This is a genomic window from Vibrio sp. 1401, assembly GCF_033340295.1.
In genome coordinates this window covers 1-23792 of record NZ_JAWOWF010000046.1, presented here as the reverse complement: position 1 = coordinate 23792, position 23792 = coordinate 1, and the positions used below count along the sequence as shown (strand labels likewise).

Below are 23792 nucleotides of genomic sequence, written 5' to 3'. Positions count from 1 at the left end.
TATTTTCTATCGCCGAACTGTACAAATTTATCTTGACCTTGGAGCTTACTCTAAGGTTTATCCTTAGCAATAGGTAAATCACCGATACCAATAAGGAAAAAATTATGTGTACAAAACATCAAGGTTGCCAATCTAGCAAAATCAAAACTGCGGTGCCGCTTGGTGCAAGCGAGTCATGCTGTGCGCCAGTAAAATCTTCGCTCAATATCTCTCAGGCCAGTGTTGATGTTTCTGAAAGCTCTTGCTGTAGTGGAGGAGGCTGCAGCGTTGACACAGGCGAGGAAGACGATCCCACAAGGGAGAGTAATTCCTCCGTTCGGAACGCTTGGCTTGTGTCAGGTATGGATTGCCCATCTTGTGCGCAAAAGCTTGAGAAAGCCATTACGTCTTTACAAGGCGTCAGCCAAGCCAAGGTTTTGTTTGCAACAGAAAAACTGGTCGTCGATTTTGATGGTCTAGAGCTGATAGCTACGATAGAGCAGACAGCCCAAAAAACGGGTTTCCCGCTCTCTTCACTTGATGCTCCAAAACCAAGCACTACAAAGAAAGGCTGGCTTGGCGTCATAAGAGACAACATCCAAATTCTCTCGATTGCTGGTGCAATGGCTAGTGCGGCAGTAATTTCTAAGATCGACCCTCAAATAAGCGCTTGGTTATTCACTTTGACGTGTTTACTTGGTTTATACCCAATCGCGCTCAAAGCATTTAAGTTGGCGCGTAGCGGTACGCCTTTTGCGATTGAAACGTTAATGAGTGTAGCGGCGCTCGGCGCTTTATATTTAGGTGAAACCGCCGAAGCCGCAATGGTGTTATTGCTTTTCCTTATTGGTGAAAAGTTAGAAGCATATGCATCATCTCGCGCGCGAAGCGGTGTCCAGGCGTTAATGGACTTAGTCCCAGAAAATTCAATTTTAATTATTGATGGAGAGCGTAAAGAAGTACCAGCTGCTCAGCTTAAACCAGGGGATATCATAGAAGTCGCACCTGGAGGTCGTTTGCCTGCCGACGGTGTTTTGCAAGATGCGCTTGGGAGTTTTGACGAAAGTGCGTTAACGGGAGAATCTGTTCCCGTTGAACATCAAACCGGTGGCAAAGTGATGGCCGGGGCTGTGGTTGTCGATAAAGTGGTTCGCTTACAGGTGACTTCCCGTCAGGGCGAGAATGCGATAGACCGAATTCTTCATTTGATTGAAGAAGCCGAATCTCGTAAGGCACCATTAGAACGCTTTCTTGATAAATTTAGCCGTTGGTATACGCCGCTAATGATGCTGGTGTCTCTGATGGTTATCGTTACGCCGCCATTACTATTTGCCCAACCGTGGGAAACGTGGATCTATCGAGGACTCGCCCTTCTGTTGATTGCTTGTCCATGTGCATTAGTAATTTCAACGCCGGCGGCGATCACTTCTGGCTTGGCGGCAGCTGCTAAGCGGGGCGCATTGATCAAAGGTGGTGCGGCGCTTGAGTTGCTTGGCAAGGTTGAGTCTGTCGCATTTGATAAAACTGGGACACTGACGCAAGGTAAACCAGAAGTGACTGACGTCTTTGCTTTTGATATGGATGAAGACAAGTTACTTAGCCTAACTGCGTCAATCGAGGTTGGTTCAAGTCATCCTCTAGCGGTTTCTTTAGTTACCAAAGTGCAAGAGCAGGGGCTTACTATTCCTGAAGCGTTGGATAAAACCGCGCAAGTAGGCTCTGGTGTCACTGGTTACGTCGATGGAAAAATGGTCCAAGTGGTCACGCCTTCAAAGGCAGACTTTCCACTTTCTCAAGAAGCCAAAGAGCAAGTGGTTACGTTGGAACAACAAGGTAAAACGGTTGTCATTGTTCGTTACGATGACGAGGTCATTGGCGTGATCGCATGGCAAGATACATTGCGCTCAGATGCCCAGCAAGCCATCGCAATGTTGAAGGAACTTGGGGTCACATCGGTGATGCTAACGGGTGACAACCCGAGAAGTGCAGAAGCAATGGCAAATAGAATAGGCTTGGATTATAAAGCGAGTTTGTTACCTGCAGACAAGGTGCATTACGTCGAGAAACTATCACAACAACATACCGTTGCGATGGTGGGAGACGGTATCAATGATGCTCCAGCCATGAAAGCTTCGAGCATTGGTATTGCGATGGGAGGCGGTACGGATGTTGCGCTCGAGACTGCTGATGCGGCGTTAACACACAACCGGTTGATTGAGCTACCTGCCATGATAGAACTGTCGCGTGCGACGCTAAGTAACATTCGTCAGAATGTCGCGTTAGCGCTAGGTTTGAAAGGTGTATTCTTAGTGACAAGTTTACTTGGGGTTACTGGGTTGTGGGTTGCAGTATTAGCTGACAGTGGTGCAACAGCACTGGTGACATTGAATGCGTTGAGATTACTTCGTTTTGAGTCCAAACAGATCAAATAACTGACCTAACCAATGATCCCACTCATTAATAGCCCGAGGCATTCGTGTATCGGGCTTTTTTTAACCGTATTCACCTGATGCGATCAGACGTTTTTCTCGTCCTTGAAATCACGCATTGCTATGCAACAAAATGATCTAACGCCCCTTAAAGTGTGATCGATACCAGTTTTGTTTGAAATTTCATTTTCATTACATTTTGTCATTGTGATTGTGATCACTCTATGTTGGTGAAAGGTTCGCTACAGTGCATCTGTACCCAATAACTGATTAATGAGCTTATTGTTCATAAAATAAGCCACAATAAGGAGCGACTTATGTCTCAAGCTGTATTCCATTTAGGTGTTACTGAAGCTGATCTTAATGGTGCGACTCTAGCGATCATTCCTGGTGACCCAGCGCGTGTTCAAAAAATCGCAGAACAAATGGAAAATCCAGTATTTCTAGCAAGCCATCGTGAATACACGCTATACCGTGCAGAGCTAGACGGTAAACCTGTTGTGGTTTGTTCTACAGGTATTGGTGGTCCTTCTACCTCTATCGCAGTTGAGGAATTGGCACAGCTTGGTGTTCGCACTTTCCTACGTGTTGGTACAACGGGTGCAATTCAACCGCATGTAAACGTGGGTGACATGATCGTAACGACGGGGTCAGTTCGTCTTGACGGTGCGAGCCTACACTTTGCTCCTATGGAATTCCCAGCAGTTGCTGACTTTGAAGTAGCAACCGCAATGAAAGCAGCGGTAGAAGAGTCTGGCGCTACAGTTCACATGGGTGTGACTGCATCAAGCGACACGTTCTACCCTGGTCAAGAACGTTACGATACGTTCTCTGGTCGTGTTGTTAAGCGTTTCCAAGGCTCTATGCAAGAATGGCAAGACATGGGCGTACTTAACTTCGAGATGGAGTCTGCAACACTGCTAACAATGTGTGCGAGCTCTGGTTTAAAAGCGGGTTGTGTGGCTGGTGTTATCATCAACCGTACACAAAAAGAGATTCCAGATCATTCAACTCTGAAAGAAACGGAAGCGCGTTCAATTAAAGTGGTTGTAGAAGCAGCGCGTAAAATGCTTTAAGCCGCTATAGTTGGCATTTAAACAAACAGAAAAAACCAGAGGCTAACCTCTGGTTTTTTTCTACTTATAGAAATGCGTACAGCTAAAATTTAGGTATAAAAAAAGCAGCATTAATGCTGCTTTTTATCGTTGTGAATTTTAGCTTTTCTTAATGGCACTATATCTCGTCTGAACCGCCCGCGTCTTTAAACCAAGCCGTTAAGTGCGTTCTTAAATCTTTAAGCTCATCAGGGCCAATCAGGGCTAGCCCTAAGTCTTCAGCACGAGTAATGTCATTGTGACGAAGAGGACGGAAGCTCACCAACATTGCGCGCGCTTGTAAGCCACCTAATAGATCGCGAAGCGATTCTAACTTATATAAAGTATCGTCGCCGTCATCTCTCATGCCTTTGGTTTTGCACTCGATGATGTGCAGCTTGTTGTTTACAACTGTTGCGACATCTAACTCATTGCGTACTTCACTTTCACCAAGTTTACGATAAACCTGAACATTTAACGATCGATCTTGGATCGTCGGCATGGTGTCTTGGATTTGCTTCACGGTGCTGTGAACCAAAGTTTCTAACCACTCACCGTTTGAAAAGCGTCGAGCATCTTCATCTGCAAACGTTAAAACGCCATTCTCATAGGTGGCGATTTCTGCTTCTACTAAATCTGAAAGCAACATGTTGAGCTCACGGTAGCCCTGCTGTTTTTCGGAGAGCTCGACATCAAGCTTTTGTTCTTTGCGGCATGTGGTTGCAAGGTAGTTAAGTGTTGCTAGACCTGGCCCAAGCTCAAGCGCATTTGAGGCCCATCGTTCACCAAGTTCATACAATTTTTTATCAAGAAGAGGTGGTAAATCAACGTGGTGAAACTCGCCGCGTGCACCAAAGATAGTGAGGTAATCTGCAATCGTAATGTGATCTTCGACTTGGGTATCTTCTTTGCCATCAGGGTATAACCAACAAAGCTTATCGCTACTAGGCTCAACCACAAAAATTGGCCAGCGATAGGTACGGAAAACTTCGTACACCGACAACAAGCGATGACGAAGACCACAGCTCGCGTTCAATTTTACATCTTCGCCGCGTTCATGAAGGTCTTTTGCCAGTTTTTGAATTGCTTGTTTGATCAGCGATGTATTAACAGCGGATGGAATTTCAAAAAATTCAGAAGTAATTTCTCGTTGATCTAAAACGGCACTCAGTCGGTCAAATATATCTAACTGGCTCTTGTCTCCGATGAAGACGATATGTGTGCTTAGCGTACGATTATCTAATAGAGGAGTGACCAATCTCACTGGGTCTTGGTCGATAATACCAACATGAACAGCCATAGATTTTCCTTTTTATGAGGCCGCTCGAAAAGAGTTGTGCAAGGGGATGAGCTGGCCTTATTTATCATATGTAGACATGGCCGACAAAAAACAAGGGCGACTTAACAAAAAGTCGCCCTTATACAGTTGATTGCACTAATTAATGCTCTTAGTTATAAAGTATTTATAACTTAAAGCGGTGGACCAATTCATTTTGCTGATGAGCCAAGTGGGTCAGTGATTCACTGGTTTGTGCGATACTCGACATGGCTTGGAAACTTTCATCGGCGATACTGTTGATATCTTCAATGCTGCGAGCAATGTCTGTTGATGTTTCACTTTGCTCTGCTGCTGCTTGTGAAATGTGCGTACTCATTTGGCTGATTTCGATGATTAGCGCCTGGATCTCTTCCATTGAGCTGTTCGCTTTTGATGCTTGCTCAACCGACATCTCCATATCGCTCATACAGCTTTGTATGACTTGGTTCGCCGATTGCGAGCTAGCTTGCAGATTACTGATCATGGATTCAATTTCAGTGGTTGATTGAGTCGTTCTTGATGCGAGTACTCGTACTTCATCTGCCACTACCGCGAAGCCGCGACCTTGTTCACCAGCGCGAGCCGCTTCAATTGCCGCGTTCAATGCCAGTAGGTTGGTTTGCTCCGCAATGTTGCGGATCACATCAAGGATAGATCCAATTTGACCACTCATCTTTTGTAGCTCAGAAACTGCGGAAACCGATTCGTTCAAACGTGTTTCTAGTTGATTAATGGTTGAGATGTTACTGCTCATAACATTTCTGCCTTCTTCAGAGGCAGATTCGACGCGTTGCACCATTTCTAGCGAGCCTTGCGCACTTTGCGCGACTTCTTGCACTGAATGAGACATTTCTGTCATCGCAGTAGCGACGTTTGCCGTTTGTTCGCGTTGAGAGCTCAATTTAATTTGTGCTTGCGAAGAGGTGCGTTCGTTGGTTGTCGCGGTTGACGATAGGTTTTCTGACGCTTCGTTGAGTTTCACCAAGATCTCGTGAAGGTTGTCGGCGAGTGAGTTAATGTGTCCACTCACACGGCTGAATTCGTTGTTATAGCGAATATCGATACGCTGTGTCATATCACCTTCAGTCAGGCTTTCTAACACTTTTAGAATACGAGTCAACGGTTCGCGAACGCTTTGTGCGATGTGGTAGCCAATCGCTGTCGCGAGTAAAACGACAATAACGCCAATGATGATGGCTTTCGTTACACCCGCCGAATATATGTCACCTGCGTCTGCCAATGATTCATTGAGCTTATCTGTTGCGGTTGTCGTGAATTGCTCAAGAATCGCCATGGTTGAATCCACTTTATTTGCTAGGTTGGCGATATTGTTATACAAAGCGGCGCGAGCATTGAGGTAATTATTATGTTGGTCTAGCACACCGCCACGCATACCAACGTCACGAGTAAATTGCTCTACAGATTCGCCAAATGCTTTTTCTAGCTCAGGAAGCTGAGTCACCAACCCGCGGAATGCGTAATTCAAGTGTGTTACTGCTTTGCGGTTTTTAGCCACGGCTTGCGTAACAAACTCAGGGTTGGAACTGGCGAGGGCATCAGAAGTAATCACTTCGGCATCTTTTAACTTGATAAAGTAGCTCTTTGCCATGACTTTGACAGAAATGCTGGTTTGATCTGCCACATATTCTTTAAGACCAACCGACAGTTCGGTATTCAGTTTTTGGAAGCGGCGTGAGGATTTTTGCACTTCTTCTTGAGCCGCGAACATTGCTTCGTAGTTGTCCATGGCCTCTAGAGCTTCTGTAAAATAGCTCTGCTCTAACGTTTTTAACTCTGAAAACGGTTCGGCAAGAGAAGGGTAGATTTGGCTTGCGGTTTTCAGTTGAGCCAATGTGGATTCGAAGCGCTGTTGAGATCTAGCAAATTCCTGACGCATTTCATCCATGCGTTGTTTATTCTCTGTCGTCAGGAAGTCTTTAAATGATTTGTCGGCAGAAAGCAGCTCAACACTGGTTTGATTAGATAACGATACCAACGGTAGGGATGATTTAGAAACCGTGCCAAATTTTCCGTGAATATCACTCATTCCTCCCATCATAATGGCAATTGTGACGGCAAATAGGATGATGATCAGTGCAAAGCCGGCATACATCCTTTTAATAACTGAACCTCGCATAAGTGAGCTTCCTCTCCCAAAAATAGACAAGCTACCCAAGTATTTTTGAATTTACTTGGGTATAAAAATAATAATTGTCTTAAAAAAGTAACAAAATTCATTGGATTGTATTCAGTTTGTGATGCGCATTTTATGACGCACACGACAAAAAAAGCTTCGTTAATTAGCATTTGATTAATAATGTTAAGTGAACACTGTTTTTATTGAGCTCCGCTTTTGGTTGGCGCATACTAATTGGGGTCTAATTACGTTTATAAAATGGAGTCCTCATGGCGGAAGAAACGATCTTTAGTAAAATTATTCGCAAGGAAATCCCTGCCGATATCCTTTATCAAGATGATTTGGTGACTGCGTTTCGCGACATTAACCCTCGCACACCAAGCCATATTCTCATTATTCCGAATAAACTGATCCCAACAACGAATGATGTAGAAGCTGAAGATGAAGCAATGATGGGGCGTTTGTTCACTGTTGCTAGAAAGTTGGCGAAAGAAGAAGGTATTGCTGAAGACGGCTATCGCCTGATCGTTAATTGTAATCCACATGGTGGCCAAGAGGTTTACCATATTCACATGCACCTACTAGGCGGCCGCCCTCTAGGTCCAATGGTATTGAGCTAAGCTTTTAAAAGTGGGTGGCGATTCACCCACTTCTTTTTCCTGTCGAATGACACATTTGTGGAGATAAATGTGAAACTAGGTGTAAAGCTGTTAGGGCTGATGAGCTGGGCTTTAATGGCCTCTGGCTGCGCGAATTTATCTGCGGGCAATCTGTTTAGTCATTACAGCAACCAGAATCAAGAAGTTTATCAAGCCGTTGTTGCAGGGGAATATGCCAAAGCAAAACAACTTCAATCAAGTGAAGTGGGTGGCGAGATACTTGGCAATTTTGAAAAAGGTCGCATCTCTTTTCTTGCTGAAGATTACCCAACAAGTTTGAATGCGCTAGAAAGCAGCGATCGTGCTGTACGTGTTCAACAAGATCGTGCGACGATATCTGTGTCAGACACGGCAACGAGCGTCGGCTCTCTCGCAGTGAACGACAATCTCCAAGACTATCATCCCGCCGATTACGAACTTGGCTTTTTGCACCTGTATCTAGGACTAAATTACTTACAGAAAAACGATTTAGAAGGGGCACTAGTTGAAGTGCGTCGAGCTAATCAAGTTCAGGAAGCAGCAAGAAAGGCGCGTGAAAAAGAGCTAAAAGCAGCAGAGAAAGACCTTAACAAGCAAGGCATGTCTGCCAATTTAGGCAGTGTGTTAGCGAACTACCCTGATGCTGGTAAAAAACTAAGCGCGGTACAAAATGGTTATCTGTTCTATCTTTCTGGCTTGTTATATGAAGCGTCGCGAGACTTAAACAGTGCTTATGTTGATTACCGACGAGCACTCGCTGTAATGCCAGACAACAAGCAAGTTGTGGAAAGTACCTTATACGCTGCTAAGAAGCTGGGCATGCGTGAAGACTTGCGCATGCTAGAGAAGCGGTATGGCAAAGCACCTTCTGGATTAACTCAGTCACAAGGGCGAGTCATCGTTATTGATGAGCAGGGTGTTGTTGAGGCGATGAAAGGGTGGCGTATTGATTTACCGATTTACGACAGTCGCGATAATGGCGCGATTTATTCGTTGGCGCTTCCTTATTATCAGAACCGAGGTGCTCAACGTTTTAGCGATGTTGTTTTAAATGGTCAGGTATTGCCTTCCAGTACGCTGACTGATGTTAATGCGATGGCGCAAAACGATCTTAATGAACGTCTTACTACAATAGTGATCCGTCAAGCTCTTCGTGTTTGGGCAAAAGATCGAATCCGAAAAGAGGCGGCGAAAAAAGGCGATGATGTGGGCAACATACTTTTCAATGTATGGAACACATTGACCGAACAGCCAGATACAAGAAGTTGGCAAACATTGCCAGCGCAAGTGAAAACGGCTTCAAAAATCGTGAAACCGGGAACACAAAGTTTAAACTTGGGTGATCAAACCTATCAGTTTGAAGTGCCTGCACAGCAGACTACATTGGTATGGGTATCTCGTCAGGGAGCACACTCAACCGTGTGGCATAAACAGCTAGGGAGACTGTAATGAAAGCATGGCTTGTTTGTTTAGCAATGGCTATTGGTTTAGTTGGATGCGCCGAAAACACGGCTGGTATTCGAATTGATGGCCAAACGCAAAAAGTATTTTTTAATGATAACGTTTTAGGTAGTCGCTTATTAGTTGACAACATCACCACCACTTACGTTGATGATCGCCCACGAGGAGTCGTGCTGCTGAGTAGCAATTACAAAGGTGATCAGCACATTCTTTACCGATTTTATTGGTATGACAACAATGGTTTAGAAGTGAATACCAAACCTGGTCCGTGGCGAAAAATGATTGTGCGAGGATTTGAGCAAGTCACGTTATCTGAAGTTACTGTGAATCCAAATGGCACAAAATTCCGTGTGCAAATTAGAGAAGCACAAGACGATTAATCTTAACGGCTCTGCCGAAGCTGCCGCGCTAACGATGCGCTGGTATTGAAAAACTAAGGAACTCTCATGAAAAAAAGTATTATTGCTCTTTTAGGTCTTGCCGTCATTTTAGGTGGCTGTTCTAACAAAGTCTCTTACGGCGATGCGCAAGCAACAGAAACCACGACTATCGATTTTGGCTCAACAGATTTACAAAAAATCGCGGCTGAAATGGTGGATAGCATGATGATGTCGGGCTCTGTAGCAGCAATTACTCGTGACCAACGTCCTATCGTTTTTGTTGAGCGAATTAAGAACAAAACCAGTGAACATATTGACACTGAATCCATTACTGACACGATCTCTACTAAGATGTTGAACTCAGGTAAGTTCCGTTTTGTTGATATGGATCGTGTTGAGTCTGTGCGTGAACAACTTAACTTCCAAAACACGGATGAGCTTGTTAACCAAAGCACAGCTATCCAATTTGGTAAAATGGTTGGTGCTCAATACATGCTTTACGGCAACCTATCTAGCATTGTGAAAAATGCAGGTAGCGATAAAGATGTATACTACAAGATGACCATGCGCCTAATGGACCTAGAAACAGGTTTGATTGAGTGGGCGGATGAAACTGAAATTCGTAAAGCGCAATCTAAGAGCCTATTCGGTCTTTAATCGAACAGGGTGGAGAAGTCATCAATGGCATGGTTTTCTTGGCAACAAGCAAAACAGTTAGATCCGAGTCTTAACGCTCTCGATGGCTTCTTTACGGAGCCTCCGGTAAAAGTACAAACTGTTACCGGGGGGCTCACCAACCGTTGTTGGCGGTTGGAATCTTCTCAAGGCCTTGCATACATCTGGCGACCGACCAGTCATGTCTGCAAGGCTTTTTCAATTTCTCGTCACAGTGAATATCAAGTGCTGAATGCAGTCTCTTCATTGGAAATTGGCCCCAAGCCAGTTTTTATTCATGAGCAAGGGTTGCTGGTGGAATGGATAGAAGGAGAGGCACTGACGGAGTCAGGCTTAGCACTAAGCGATTTATTATCCATTGCGGCGAAGATTCATCAATATCCGATAAGCGCAATTCCTTTGGTTCCATTTTCATATATTTCTCGCATCGATCATTATTGGCTTGAGCTTGATGGTCAGTATGTGGGTACGGAGTTTGAGGCTTTGTACATGAAGTGGCGCACGGAACCGAACGTTGCACCTGTTCCGCTTGCCCTATGTCACTTCGATTTGGGGTGTTACAACCTAGTGCGAGGGGAGAGTGGGGTGAAAGTCATTGATTGGGAGTATGCCGGGATTGCTGACCCTAGGCTTGATTTGACCTTAACTATTCAGGTCGCGAATGCGCCTGTGGAAGAAGCGGTAAAGCAGTATTGCCAAATTCGAGGTATCGAAGATGTGTCTCTTTGGCTGAGAGGTGTACACGCTTGGCAACCAAGAACCTTGGTGATGGCGATGCTCTGGTATCTACTTGCCTATAAATTGTGGGGAACTGAACAATACTTAAACAGTGCGTATGAGTTGAAAGGCTCATTGTGTATGGAAGATCACTGTTTTGAGAACTCGTGATATTTTCCCCTTTAACAGTAAGGAAATAGTGGTAGTTTTAATAAAAGTACCAGATACACACAGGGAGAGGTACACATGATTATTTACTTACACGGCTTTGACAGTACAAGCCCGGGTAACCACGAAAAAGTTCTTCAACTGCAATTTATCGACGACGACGTTCGTTTTATCAATTACAGCACCCTTCACCCAAAGCACGACATGCAACACTTGTTAAAAGAAGTGTCTAAAGTTATCGATCAATCTGATGACCCAAACCCGTTAATCTGTGGGGTTGGTTTAGGTGGTTACTGGTCTGAGCGAATTGGTTTTCTATGCGGTATCAAGCAAGTGATGTTCAACCCGAACTTGCACCCAGAAAAAACGATGGCTGGTCGAATCGATCGCCCAGAAGAGTACGAAGATATCGCAACAAAATGTGTTGATCAGTTCCGAGCGAAAAATCAAGCTCACTGCTTAGTGATTCTCTCTAAAGATGATGAAGTGCATGACAACTCGAAAACGGCAGCTGAGCTAGAAAAACACTATCAAATCATTTGGGATGAAACTCAGTCTCATAAGTTCAAAAAAATCTCTCATCATTTACAAGCGATAAAGGCATTTAAAAATACTTATTAATGTTGAGTGTAGACAGTAAAGCGGCGTTTTTATCGGCTGCTTTGCTGCGATTCCTTCTCTTGAGTATGCCGAGCCACTGTCTCTTTGAAAGGCACATTTTCTTGGTTTAACGCTTTGAATATTGTGTTCTCCTTACCGTTTTCTTACTTCCCTCCTATGTAGCACGAACACCTTGTTGTAGAGTAGTCGAAAAGTAGTCAATCCGTACTCGTTACACGGATTTTGGTTGCCTTCAAAGTTGGTCTCTATATAATGAACCGGACTAAAATAATTTGATAAATATCAAAAAAAATTGAGAGCGAGTAATAAACTTGCCCAAAAATTCTGGCGTCGTATGCGTACCAGATAAACGTGCCAAACCCTGACAAGTCATTGATAGATAAAGAATCAAGGTGAGTGGCAGTTTTTTAATCCAAGTAATTGAGACACCTCTAAGAACCAAGAATTCATCGGTTGGATGGATGCCACAAATGTTTGTGAGTCATGCATCGAGCTGAACCCCATATATTCATTTTTGTAGAGGAAAATCATTGTGACACGCATTATCGTTGTAGGCGGCGGTGCAGGTGGTCTTGAGTTGGCAACTAAGCTTGGTCGAACTCTAGGTCGCAAAAACCGTGCGCAAATTACGCTAGTCGATCGAAAAGCGAGCCACTTGTGGAAGCCATTATTGCATGAGGTTGCTACAGGTTCTTTGGACGAAGGAGTAGATGCACTGAGCTATCGAGCTCATGCAAAAAACCACAGCTTCGACTTCCAAATGGGTAGTCTTCAAGACATCGACCGTGAACGTAAAGTGATCATCTTAAGTGAGCTTAAAGACGAACACGGTGAACTTCTTATGCCAAGCCGTGAGCTAGAATACGACATTCTAGTGATGGCAATTGGCTCGACATCAAACGACTTCAACACGCCTGGCGTTCGTGAAAACTGTATTTTCCTAGACAGCCCTGAGCAAGCACACCGTTTCCGTACAGAAATGAACAACGAGTTCCTAAAGCTGCACGCGAAAAACGGTAACGGTACGGTCGATATTGCGATTGTTGGTGCTGGTGCAACTGGCGTTGAACTATCAGCTGAGTTACATAATGCTGTTAAAGAGCTGCGCACTTATGGCTTCGGTGATCTTGATTCTAGCAAGTTGAACGTCAATCTGATTGAAGCAGGTGAGCGTATTTTACCAGCGTTACCTCCACGTATTTCTTCTGCTGCTCATCAAGAGTTGGTGAAGTTGGGCGTAAACGTGCGCACCGCCACTATGGTGACTAAAGCTGAAAAAGATGGCCTTACTACAAAAGATGGTGAGAAAATCCCAGCTCAAATCATGGTTTGGGCTGCAGGTATCAAAGCTCCAGACTTTATTAAAGATATCGCTGGCTTAGAAACGAACCGTATCAATCAGCTTGTAGTGAAAAACACACTACAGACAACACGAGATGATGACATCTTTGTTATTGGTGACTTAGCACAATGCACCCAGTCTGACGGTTCGTTCGTGCCGCCACGCGCTCAAGCTGCACACCAAATGGCAAGCCAGGCATTTAGTAACATCGTCGCGAAGATCAACGGGCGCGAGTTGAAAGACTATGTATATAAAGATCACGGTTCATTAGTGTCTCTAAGTCGCTTCTCAACCGTTGGTAGTCTGATGGGGAACCTAACTAAAGGGTCGATGATGGTAGAAGGCCGTATTGCTCGTGTCGTTTACATCTCATTGTATCGCATGCACCTAATGGCGTTGCATGGTGTATTCAAAACCGGTCTGATGATGCTCGTCGGCCGCATTAATCGCGTGCTGCGTCCAAACCTTAAGCTGCACTAAGGTTTTAAATCCACTCTGTGTGGATGTGTTGTATCTTAAAAAATGCAGAAGCCACCGCAAGTCGGTGGCTTTTTGTTTATGTTAGATCTGTCGGTAAAAGTGAGAACACAACGCCATCTTTAGGCTTACCCTGAAAAATAAACCGGTTTCTGGCGATGGCTTCTTTTTGTGCACCGACGGACTCAATTAAGGCTTGGCTAGCTTCGTTGTCGGGGTCACAAACAATCTCTAGTCGAGTTAAACTTAGCTTTGCGAAGCAGAATTCTGCTAAGGCTTTAACGGCTTCTTGGGCATAGCCTTGCCGTTGATAGCGGTCGGCAACCCAGTAACCAATACTCGCCATATTAAACGTATGATATAACTCATTAACCGCTGCCATTCCAACCAAAGTGTTACTTTGCCGCTCATAGATACCGAAACCAAAAGCCTCAGTTTTGACCCAGTTAAGACGGGTTGCCAACAGAAAGTCCTGCGCGGTTTTCAATGTGACGTTTTTATCACACCAGTCAAGCCATTGGTGCAGCGAAGGGGATTCTGCAAGTAATCGTTGTAGTGAATGTGCTTCTTCAGCAGGGATGAGCTTGAGCGCTAAGCGGGGCGCAATGATTTCAAAGTCTGGACTCATGAACTAATACGACTTCCATGTTGAGTGTAAGTAAATTGAAAGCTGTCTATTTATACTTGAACGCAGCTATTTTCCTTGCTCTGCGTTGGTTAGGAATAACTGAGGTATAGCAGATAAAAACAAAGCGCAGCTTTGCTGCGCTTTGTCGAACCGCTCGTGCTTATCGAACCCGACGAACTTGAATGATCATACCCATCAACGGGTTATCTAGGTAATGAGTCTCGCTGCTACGCATACGACGTTTTTGATCCATTCGATAACTCTTCAGGAATTTCTCTTCGGTTACTGTCGGCGATATTTCTGCCAAGTTACCTACTTGGACGTTACCATCTACTTCACCTAAGTCATCCGCCAATTGCTCAGTTGAGGTTGGTTCAAAACGCACCTCTCTAACACTTGGTTCGCGCAGATCTAGTGTTGTTTCGGCGAAGAGGTAATGCTGTACGTATATTTGGAATCGACCATCTAGTTCATATAAAGGGCCATTGACCGTCTCTTCACTGTAACCGTCGCTGGAAAATGTTTGATTGCCATTGATTGGGCGGCCATCTGCTTGATAAGAATCAGAGAAATCTCGCCCGCCAACGATGCGGAAAATTGGGGCGCTAGATTTACCTCGGTCACCTTGACGCCAGGCTACGTGTTTAAGCACTTTAAAGCCGGCATGATTATTTAGTGCCGCTTCTTGCGCGTTGAGACGGAAAGAAGAACTTGGCAAAAGTGTCACGCCTTTAGAGCGGCGGTAGGATTCACTCTCTAGGCTACCGACATTTTCCATATCGATTTTTGGCAGTTGATTCGGCCAAGATTCTGTTGTGCTTTCAGCGTCGACTGCTCGCTTGAAAATGATCACTTCAATATCAAATTGGCGCTGTGCCCAAGAGGGCATTGAGACACATAGAAGCAATAACGGGATCAGTATTCTCATTCGACTATTAGCTCGTTGGTAATAAATTCTGTTTAAAATCATTCAGTAAGTCTTGAACAAACTGAATGCGTTTACGTCGGTCCACCAATGGTACGCTAAACTTGAACTTAGTTGGACCTTCCATTGCAAATTTTTGCGGCTGTGATTGCAGCAGTTTAACTAAATACGCTGGATTTATGTCAGCATCAGGGTAAAACTCGATAAATCCACCTTTATCATGGGCTTCTATCTTTTTCGCTTTTAAACTACCAGCCGAAATTTTCAATTCTGAGACGGCAAGTAAGTTCTTTGTTGCGTCTGGAAGCAAACCAAAGCGATCAATCAGTTCCACTTTTAGCTCTGATAGTTCATCACTGCTTGTGACACTCGCAATGCGTTTGTACATCGACAGTCGTGTGTTTACATCCGGAATGTAATCATCTGGTAAGAGCGCTGGGATTCGCATTTCCACTTCAGTTTGCTCACGAAGCAGCTCATCCAAAGATGGCTCCTTGCCTTCTTTTAATGCTTGCACTGCTTGTTCCAGCATTTCCATATAAAGTGTAAAACCAACGGATTGAATTTGCCCACTTTGCTCATCACCAAGCAGCTCACCAGCACCACGGATTTCTAAATCGTGGGTTGCTAACGTAAAGCCAGCACCTAAGTCTTCCAGTGAAGCAATCGCATCAAGACGCTTGATGGCATCTTTGGTCATGGCTTTTGGATGTGGCGTTAATAAGTAAGCATAGGCTTGATGGTGCGAACGTCCAACACGGCCACGTAATTGATGCAACTGCGCCAAGCCAAGATTGTCCGCACGATCCATGATTATGGTATTCGCCGTTGGTACGTCGATACCGGTTTCGATGATGGTTGTACACACCAACACATTAAAGCGCTGATGGTAGAAGTCATTCATGATTCGCTCAAGTTCGCGCTCGCGCATTTGACCATGAGCCACGGTAATGCGTGCCTCTGGGATGAGCTTCTGTAAGTCTTCTGCCGTTTTTTCAATGGTTTCAACCTGATTGTGCAGGAAGTAAACCTGACCACCACGCATAATTTCACGCAGTACCGCTTCACGGACCACTGGCTCTTCTTTTTGTCGAACAAAGGTTTTAATGGCTAAACGGCGTGCAGGAGGTGTCGCGATGATCGACAGGTCTCGCATGCCACTCATTGCCATATTCAGTGTGCGTGGAATTGGTGTTGCGGTGAGGGTAAGAATGTCCACATCCGCACGCATTGCTTTGACTTTTTCTTTTTGACGAACCCCAAAGCGGTGTTCCTCATCAACGATCAACAAACCTAAATCTTTGAATTTAATGTCGCTCGAAAGCAGCTTATGCGTACCAACGACAATATCGACTTTACCATCGGCAACGTCTTGCAGAATGACTTTTTGTTCTTTGGCAGATTTAAAACGAGACAGTACTTCAACTCGGATTGGTAAGTTGGCAAAACGGTCACGGAAGTTTTCGAAATGCTGCTGAGCAAGTAAGGTTGTTGGTACGAGTACGGCGACCTGTTTACTATTATCCGTTGCGACAAATGCTGCGCGCATAGCGACTTCCGTTTTACCAAAGCCCACGTCACCACATACTAAGCGATCCATTGCTTTTGCCTGGCACATGTCTGCCAATACGGCATTGATGGCCATCGCTTGGTCATCTGTTTCTTCAAACGGGAATGTTGCTTTAAATGTTGCGTATTGCCCACGATCTAGCTCAAATTTGAAGCCCGGTTTTAATTCTCGTTTTGCATACACATCCAGCAATTCTGCCGCGACATCACGCACTTTTTCTGCCGCTTTACGACGTGCTTTTGCCCACGCTTCACCACCTAATTTATGCAGTGGCGCACTCTCTTCAGCGCCGCCAGAATAACGGCTGATAAGATTCAGTGATGAAACTGGCACGTAGAGCTTGGCATCGTTTTGATACTCAAGGGTGACGTATTCCGTTTTCATACCACCGGCTTCAAGTGTTTGTAAACCGATGTAGCGGCCAATACCGTGATCAATATGAACCACAGGTTGGCCGGGTTTTAGTTCGGCAAGGTGGCGAATAACGGTGTCACTGTTGACGGCTTTTTTATCTTTGCGGCGTCGCTGGATAACACGGTCACCGAGTAGATCACTTTCACAGATCAGAGCGAAGTTCAGCTCTTCGTGAATGAAACCATGCTCTGCTGCGCCTAAGACCAAGCTGAATCGATCACCCGAGTCTAGAGCTTGGTAAAGTGAGCCATGTACGACTGGCCGAACTTTGATGCCTTGCAACAGCTCCGTTAGTGCTTCACGACGACCTTCTGACTCTACCGAGAAAACGATTTTGCCGCTGAATTGCTCACTAAACTGACGAAGGCGCGAGAGCGGCTCTTTATTTTGTTGTTGAACGCCAAGCTCGGCTAACGATTGTACTGGTAGGTTTTGACGACCGGCACGCTTAACCACTTTATCTAGGCTCAATTGAGCGATAGGGAGCTGTTTTAGTTGACTGAAAAGTTCGTCTTTTTTCAACCAAAGCTGTTCAGGAGTCAAAAGAGGACGCAGCGGATCAACTTTTTTCTGGTCGTATCGATATTCGACATCGGTTAAGAAAGTATCGACCGCAGATTCGATATCACCATATGTGATGACTTGAGAGTCTTCTGGCAAATATTCAAATAAAGTCTCGGTATGGTCAAAAAACAGCGGCTGCCAATACTCAATACCAGCGGGCCACGTGCCTTTGGTCACTTGCATGTAGATTGATTCAGGCTCGCGGCGTGCGTCGAACTGGGTGCGCCAACGTGTACGGAAATCTTCAATCGCTTCTTTAGTGGTTGGGAACTCATGTGCAGGCAGCAATTGGATTTGCTGAATATCGTCGATAGAGCGTTGGTTCTCTGGATCAAACGTGCGAATGGTATCTATTTCATCATCAAAGAAGTCGATGCGGTACGGGTCATTGCTGCCCATAGGAAAGAGATCCAGAATAGACCCACGACTTGCATATTCACCTGGTCCAAATACTTGATCTACATGGCGGTAGCCAGAATTTTCAAGTTGTACACGTAACTTCTCTAGCGAGAGCCGATCACCAGTTTTCACCATTAAAGTGTGTTGCAACAGAAAATCACGTGGCGATTGGCGTTGCAATACTGTACTGACCGGGACGATGGTTATGCCATCACGTTGACTTGGCAGTTGGTATAGGCGAGCGATACGTTCAGAGATGATTTCTTGATGCGGAGAAAAGTTATCGTAAGGCAGCGTTTCCCAGTCGGGGAACAGGCTTACCGTTTGGTCGGTGAATTGCTCAATCTCTGCCTGAAGCTTTAAAGCGATTTGCGGGTCAGGCACAACGAGTAGCGAGTGACTCGAATGCTGCTTGGCTAGCTCTGCAATGGCTAGAGGTAGAGCTGCGCCCGGCAAATTACCTAGCTGTTTTTTGTCGCCACGCTCTGAAGGGTTGGTGACGGAAAGAATCGTTGCTTTTGTCATAGGAATTATTTTTTATCTCGCTCCATCGAGCGCTGACGTAAAAGTTTTTGTTGTTGATACAGTGCCGCCTTTATCAGTAAATCTTGATCAGATTCTCGGAGCATCTTGTATCTAAGCGTGATAATGAAATCTTGCTCTGAAGCATCACATTCTTCTACTTGAGCGTAACAGTAAATCGCCGCAGCAGGGTGATCGAGGAACAGTTTAACACGAACGAGTTGTTGAGTAGTTAACGCTGTATCTGAGCGGAAACTGAGTTGACTAGCACCAAACTGCGTCGTTTGATATCGAATGGAGGCGTCATCTTGTTGTGAAAGCATAAAGCTCAACAAGAGGTTAAGTTTCGCGTTTTGCGTATCAAGCAAGTTGATCACATGCTTTAACTCTTTGTTTTTCAGCTCTAGACGCGCGTTGTCTGCCAACATATCTAAGTGACTAAATTCACTGGCGACAATAAATGGTGCTGGAATTTCGGAGGCAAATGTTTCTTCATCTGGCAAAGCAAAGTCCGCACTCAACGTTTCGACGTTGATGGTGAGGTTATGATGGACGGTAAAGTATTCTTGCTCTGTCATATAGTCGATCCTTTTGCCAGTGAGCGCTCCCTGTTCACTCAACAAACAAAGAGAAATAGGGCACTGATTATCGCTAACTGAATGAAGTTATCAAGTTTAGCTGATTTGTCCTTGAACTTTTTGCCCTAAATACAGACTTATTGCATGTCGTTGACAAATTTAGCGATTCTCTTGTCTTCTTAATGAGAAGAGTAAGGTAAGATAATCCGCTAAAGCTTTATATCAAAACAACCAGTTGGTTTGTCTTATATGTATCATCCTATCTCATTGTTTATTGGCTTAAGGTATCTTCGGGGACGCTCTGGAGATAGGTTCAGCCGATTTGTTTCTTATATGTCGACGGCGGGTATTACGATCGGTGTAATGGCGTTGGTGACGGTTCTTTCTGTGATGAACGGGTTTGAATCGCAGTTAAAAGAACGCATTTTAGGTGTGCTACCTCATGCCGTTGTTTCGCAACACGATGGAAAAACGCCTATGACCGAGTCTGCCCCTCCATTTGTTCAAGCGATGTCGAGTGAATCTCAGCCGGAGCCTATCGTTAGAGGAGAGGCTGTTATTCAGAGTTCTGCACAGCTGACGGCTGGTTACCTCATCGGTATTGAACCTAAGAAAGGCGATCCGATTAGCAACCATTTGATTGCCGGACGATTATCGTCACTTCAAGCAGGTGACTACAATGTATTTTTGGGTCACAGTTTGGCGCGTTCACTAAAGGTCTCAATCGGGGATAAAGTGCGCTTGATGGTGACCAACGCAACGCAGTTTACCCCACTTGGCCGTATTCCTAGCCAGCGAAACTTTACTGTCTCAGGCATTTTCAATACGGGATCGGACGTTGATGGTCAATTAATGATTGTGAACATGACGGATGCATCTAAGCTGATGCGTTTCCCTAAAGACACGGTTTCTGGTTGGCGTGTCTTTTTCTCTGACCCATTTATGGTAACGGATTTTGCTGACCAACCCATGCCTGATGGATGGGAATGGAGTGATTGGCGCGAACAGCGTGGTGAGCTTTTCCAAGCGGTGAAAATGGAAAAGAACATGATGGGACTTATGCTAGGTCTAATTGTGGGTGTCGCTGCATTCAATATTATCTCCGCTTTAATCATGGTGGTAATGGAGAAGCAATCAGAAGTTGCAATATTGAAAACTCAAGGCATGACTCAATCTCAAGTGATGACCATTTTCATGGTGCAAGGTGCAAGCAGTGGTGTAATTGGCGCGATTGTTGGTGGCGCTGCGGGCGTGATCTTGTCACTTAATCTAAATGCGATTCTTGAATCTGCTGGTGTGGCGCTATTCAGCTTTGGTGGTCATCTACCCATCTTGATTGATTCACTGCAAATTCTTTTAGTGGTGGTATTGGCGATTGCTCTTAGCCTTGCTGCTACGCTTTATCCTTCTTATCGAGCATCTTCTGTTAAACCTGCTGAGGCACTTCGCTATGAATAAGCTATTAGAATGTCGTGATATTCGTAAAGTCTACCGAGAGGGTTCGTTAGATACGGAAGTGTTGAAAGGCGTAAGTTTCGATATCGACAAAGGGGAGTTGGTTTCTATTGTTGGCTCTTCTGGTTCGGGAAAAAGTACCTTATTGCATATTTTAGGTGCGTTAGATGACGCAACTCATGGTGAAGTTGATTTTCTAGGGCAAAACCTATCAGCTTTGAGCTCGAACAAACAGGCGGCATTACGCAACAAGCACCTTGGTTTTGTATACCAGTTTCATCACTTGTTGGCTGACTTTACTGCGCTTGAAAATGTGGCGATGCCACTGATGATTGGCGGTGCTAAAGTAGCGGATGCAAAACAGGCGGCTAAAGCGCTGTTAGATAAAGTTGGTTTGAATCATCGGATGCAACATAGACCCTCCGAGTTATCGGGCGGTGAGCGTCAGCGTGTTGCGATTGCGCGTGCATTGGTGAATAAACCTGATCTGGTCTTGGCTGATGAACCTACGGGGAACTTAGATCACAATACGGCACTGTCTATCTATGATTTGATGCGCGAGCTCAATAAAGAGTCAAACATTGCATTTTTGGTTGTCACGCATGACAAAGAGCTGGCAGCAAAAATGGATCGTCAAATGCACATGCAAGATGGTTTGCTCGTAGATCGTTTTGTGACTGATACAGCATCTGCGGAGGGCTAGTTTTGTTTACCTCTTTAGCTTTGATGATTGGTGGTCGCTTCAGTCGAGCGAAAAAGCGCAACAAGATGGTGTCTTTCATATCGCTTTCTTCGACTATTGGTATTGCGGTTGGCGTTGCTGTGATCATTATCGGTTTGTCTGCAATGAATGGCTTTGAGCGCGAGCTGCAATCGCGTGTGTTGTCTGTGATCCCACACGGCGAGTTAGAAGGTGTTAATGGACCACTTCAGGACTACACCAAAACGATGAATCAAGCTCTAAAACATGAACATGTTGTTGCGGCAGCACCGTATGTTCGTTTTACGGGTTTGGCAGAAAAAGGCAGTAAGCTAAAAGCGATAGAAGTTCGTGGTGTAGAGCCTACTTTCGAGCAAGCGGTGTCGAGCTTGTCGAATTTTATTGACCAAGCTGCTTGGCAAAACTTTTATGCTGGTCAGCAGCAAGTGATCTTAGGCCGAGGTGTAGCAAACGAGCTAAATGTCGCCGTGGGGGATTACGTTACGTTGATGATTCCGCAAACAGGCGGCGCAAATAAAGTGCAGGCTCCTAAGCGTGTGCGCGTGAAAGTGTCAGGGTTCTTAACGTTGAATGGCCAAATCGACCACTCTCTAGCGTTAGTACCATTAGCGGATGCTCAGCAATACGCGAGGTTAGGGGAAGGGGTCACTGGCATCTCACTAAAAACGGACGATGTTCTCAATGCGCCTTCTATTGTTCGCGAGGTTGGTAGCATGGTTGATGTTTACGTGTATTTGAAAAGCTGGCAGCAAAAGTTTGGTTTTTTGTATCGCGATATTCAGCTCGTGCGCACCATTATGTACTTGGTGATGGTACTGGTGATTGGCGTGGCATGTTTTAATATTGTGTCTACGTTGATGATGGCAGTGAAAGACCGAGCGGCGGAAATTGCAATTTTGCGAACAATGGGAGCAAAAGATAGCCTAATCAAACGGATCTTTGTTTGGCAAGGTGTATTCTCTGGTGTATTTGGTAGTCTCGTCGGCAGTGTTATCGGTGTCTTAGTGGCGTTAAATCTGACTCCGTTAATTAAAGGGTTAGAGAGCTTAATTGGTCATCAGTTTTTATCGGGTGATATTTACTTCGTCGACTTCTTACCATCACAACTACACTGGCCAGATGTGGCATTGGTGTCAGTGACGGCGATAGTGCTTAGTTTACTTGCGACGTGGTATCCTGCTTCTCGTGCCGCAAGGTTGAATCCGGCGGCTGTACTGAGTTCTAAATAGCTGATTGTTTTACAATATGCGAAAAACAAAAAGGACCGAATTCGGTCCTTTTTTGTATTTATCCGACTTGAGTAACATCGCGTTTCATTCTAACTGTTAGATGCCCCTCAACTGATAGCTCAAATGCTGATTTTTACGCAGTAAGGTCTTATCTTATTTTGCGTTTTTGCCAGCTCCGTACCACGGAGTAGCGCCAAAGCCCTCGAATTCCGAAGTAGCCAATAATCGCGGATACAACCCCACAAATTGCGCAGCCCAATAGAAATGGAGGTCCAATGGTGCTCATTTGCTGCATGATGAATTCCCACGATAGTTCAAAGTGAAAAGGTTGCGGGGGAAGACGCATCACTAGAGCACCTAGCTTGTACGCAAAGTAAAATAGCACAGGCATAGTGATAGGGTTGCTGATCCATACCAAAGCGACGGAGAGGGGCAGATTGACACCCAACATAATGGCCAAGCCAGCGGCCATGATCATTTGGCTCGGCAGTGGAACAAAAGCCATAAATAACCCGACAGCAAAAGCCCCTGATGCCGAGCGGCGGTTTAAGCACCACAAGTTCGGGTTGTACAACACATTGCCGAAGACCTTCAATGCTTTTTGGCGTTTGATCAATTCATGATCTGGCATGAAGCGTTTTATCAGCTTTCTAGGCATAGGACAGCATGACTCTCTCAGAAAAAAGTTGGACCTTGGCGTTATTTGTAGCGAGCGTAATCTCGTCGGCTTGGTGGCCGACAATACCAGATTGGCGTTGGTTGCTGCTGGGAATAATAACCACTGGCTCAATAATCAAATTACGTCGTGGCTTAATTAGCATAGGCGCAATTGCGGGCTTTATGGTTGTCATCGTCCACGGCAATGTATTGGAGTCTCAGAGACAAGCCCTTTTTCAAGCAGGGGAGAATATTACCATAATTGGTAAAGTTGACAGCCCTTTTACGCAAATAAGTCACGGTTATGAAGGTATTGTCGCTATAGAAGCGGTAAATTCTCAAACTCTGTTACCTTTTCTTAAACCTAAAATCCGTCTTATTACGCCTTTTCCACTCGATGTTAACAGTGAGTTTACGACATCCATCTCGTTAAAGCCGATTACAGGTCTACGCAACGAAGCTGGCTTTGATGCTGAAAAGCACGCGATGGGTAAAAATACTATCGCCCGAGCGGTTGTTAACAAAGACGCTAAGTGGATTGTTCGTTCTAATGTATCTCTGCGTCAATCCATTATTGCCGATGTCGCTGATGATGTGTCTTCCCTTCATCATTTCTCGGGCTTTGTTGCGTAATTCGATGGAACTAAATCAGGAAGTTACGATCTGATCGGTTACATCAGTTAATCATCGTAGC

The 23792-nt window shown here is 45.0% G+C and carries 19 protein-coding genes and 1 pseudogene; 13 read left to right on the top strand and 7 right to left on the bottom strand.

Annotation, left to right across the window (positions count from 1 at the left end; all coding sequences use genetic code 11):
- The first annotated feature begins 104 nt into the window (after positions 1-104).
- Positions 105-2411 carry a zinc/cadmium/mercury/lead-transporting ATPase gene (locus R7Z77_RS19410; RefSeq protein WP_318136791.1) on the top strand — a complete coding sequence of 769 codons (2307 nt, stop codon included), beginning with the start codon at positions 105-107 and terminating at the stop codon, positions 2409-2411.
- A gap of 314 nt (positions 2412-2725) precedes the next feature.
- Positions 2726-3484, top strand: coding sequence for a uridine phosphorylase (gene udp / locus R7Z77_RS19405; protein ID WP_005378479.1), 759 nt, complete (start codon positions 2726-2728; stop codon positions 3482-3484).
- 157 nt (positions 3485-3641) lie between these two features.
- Here the strand turns inward: udp and R7Z77_RS19400 are convergent, their stop codons facing one another.
- Together R7Z77_RS19400 and R7Z77_RS19395 are read right to left on the bottom strand one after the other, a co-directional pair.
- Positions 3642-4802 (bottom strand): DUF1887 family protein, encoded by a 1161-nt coding sequence (locus tag R7Z77_RS19400; RefSeq protein ID WP_005378476.1) that lies wholly within the window; start codon positions 4800-4802, stop codon positions 3642-3644.
- Between the two features lie 163 nt (positions 4803-4965).
- The gene (locus R7Z77_RS19395; RefSeq protein WP_054575453.1) at positions 4966-6957 is read right to left on the bottom strand and encodes a methyl-accepting chemotaxis protein; all 1992 of its coding nucleotides are present in this window, start codon (positions 6955-6957) and stop codon (positions 4966-4968) included.
- 269 nt (positions 6958-7226) lie between these two features.
- On the opposite strand from R7Z77_RS19395, the gene hinT reads away from it, so the two are divergent.
- The 7 genes from hinT (at position 7227) to R7Z77_RS19360 (ending at position 13439) form a co-directional block, all read left to right on the top strand.
- A complete protein-coding gene (gene hinT, locus R7Z77_RS19390) occupies positions 7227-7577 on the top strand; it encodes a purine nucleoside phosphoramidase (protein ID WP_005378473.1) in 351 nt (116 codons plus the stop codon).
- Positions 7578-7646: 69 nt separating this feature from the next.
- The gene (locus R7Z77_RS19385; protein ID WP_025766940.1) at positions 7647-9044 is read left to right on the top strand and encodes a COG3014 family protein; all 1398 of its coding nucleotides are present in this window, start codon (positions 7647-7649) and stop codon (positions 9042-9044) included.
- The gene (locus tag R7Z77_RS19380; RefSeq protein WP_064353738.1) at positions 9044-9436 is read left to right on the top strand and encodes a YcfL family protein; all 393 of its coding nucleotides are present in this window, start codon (positions 9044-9046) and stop codon (positions 9434-9436) included. The genes R7Z77_RS19385 and R7Z77_RS19380 overlap by 1 nt, the downstream gene beginning before the upstream one ends.
- 66 nt (positions 9437-9502) lie before the next feature.
- Entirely contained in the window at positions 9503-10093 is a 591-nt protein-coding gene (lpoB, locus tag R7Z77_RS19375) for a penicillin-binding protein activator LpoB (RefSeq protein WP_005378467.1), read from the top strand.
- 24 nt (positions 10094-10117) lie between these two features.
- Entirely contained in the window at positions 10118-10999 is an 882-nt protein-coding gene (gene thiK / locus R7Z77_RS19370) for a thiamine kinase (RefSeq protein WP_017634746.1), read from the top strand.
- 75 nt (positions 11000-11074) lie between these two features.
- Positions 11075-11617, top strand: coding sequence for an alpha/beta hydrolase YcfP (gene ycfP / locus R7Z77_RS19365; protein WP_005378464.1), 543 nt, complete (start codon positions 11075-11077; stop codon positions 11615-11617).
- Between the two features lie 532 nt (positions 11618-12149).
- Positions 12150-13439: an NAD(P)/FAD-dependent oxidoreductase gene (locus R7Z77_RS19360; protein ID WP_005378463.1), complete on the top strand. Its 1290-nt coding sequence runs from the start codon at positions 12150-12152 to the stop codon at positions 13437-13439.
- A 76-nt stretch (positions 13440-13515) separates the two neighbouring features.
- Here the strand turns inward: R7Z77_RS19360 and R7Z77_RS19355 are convergent, their stop codons facing one another.
- From R7Z77_RS19355 to R7Z77_RS19340, 4 genes are all read right to left on the bottom strand, one after another.
- Positions 13516-14064, bottom strand: coding sequence for a GNAT family N-acetyltransferase (locus tag R7Z77_RS19355; protein WP_005387823.1), 549 nt, complete (start codon positions 14062-14064; stop codon positions 13516-13518).
- Between the two features lie 160 nt (positions 14065-14224).
- The gene (locus R7Z77_RS19350; protein ID WP_021707672.1) at positions 14225-14992 is read right to left on the bottom strand and encodes a peptidoglycan binding protein CsiV; all 768 of its coding nucleotides are present in this window, start codon (positions 14990-14992) and stop codon (positions 14225-14227) included.
- 7 nt (positions 14993-14999) lie between these two features.
- Positions 15000-18461, bottom strand: a complete 3462-nt coding sequence (mfd, locus tag R7Z77_RS19345) for a transcription-repair coupling factor (RefSeq protein WP_213967349.1) — start codon at positions 18459-18461, stop codon at positions 15000-15002.
- A 5-nt stretch (positions 18462-18466) separates the two neighbouring features.
- Positions 18467-19036 carry a hypothetical protein gene (locus tag R7Z77_RS19340; protein ID WP_017634743.1) on the bottom strand — a complete coding sequence of 190 codons (570 nt, stop codon included), beginning with the start codon at positions 19034-19036 and terminating at the stop codon, positions 18467-18469.
- Positions 19037-19285: 249 nt separating this feature from the next.
- Here R7Z77_RS19340 and lolC point away from each other — a divergent pair, with 249 nt between their 5' ends.
- Genes lolC through lolE form a run of 3 tightly spaced genes read left to right on the top strand, consistent with a single transcriptional unit; the run spans position 19286 to position 22441 of the window.
- On the top strand, positions 19286-20494 hold the full coding sequence (gene lolC, locus R7Z77_RS19335; protein ID WP_031778997.1) for a lipoprotein-releasing ABC transporter permease subunit LolC: 1209 nt from the start codon (positions 19286-19288) through the stop codon (positions 20492-20494).
- Complete coding sequence (gene lolD, locus R7Z77_RS19330; RefSeq protein WP_054700735.1) at positions 20487-21194, top strand: lipoprotein-releasing ABC transporter ATP-binding protein LolD; 708 nt, start codon at positions 20487-20489, stop codon at positions 21192-21194. The genes lolC and lolD overlap by 8 nt, the downstream gene beginning before the upstream one ends.
- Before the next feature lie 2 nt (positions 21195-21196).
- Complete coding sequence (lolE, locus tag R7Z77_RS19325; protein WP_033905042.1) at positions 21197-22441, top strand: lipoprotein-releasing ABC transporter permease subunit LolE; 1245 nt, start codon at positions 21197-21199, stop codon at positions 22439-22441.
- A gap of 148 nt (positions 22442-22589) precedes the next feature.
- On the opposite strand, the gene R7Z77_RS19320 is transcribed toward lolE, so the two are convergent.
- Positions 22590-23099 (bottom strand): DUF2062 domain-containing protein, encoded by a 510-nt coding sequence (locus R7Z77_RS19320; RefSeq protein ID WP_005387834.1) that lies wholly within the window; start codon positions 23097-23099, stop codon positions 22590-22592.
- Positions 23100-23107: 8 nt separating this feature from the next.
- Between R7Z77_RS19320 and R7Z77_RS19315 the strand changes: the two are divergent.
- Positions 23108-23716, top strand: a pseudogene (locus tag R7Z77_RS19315) (DNA internalization-related competence protein ComEC/Rec2); the annotation flags it as partial.
- Between the last annotated feature and the right edge of the window lie 76 nt (positions 23717-23792).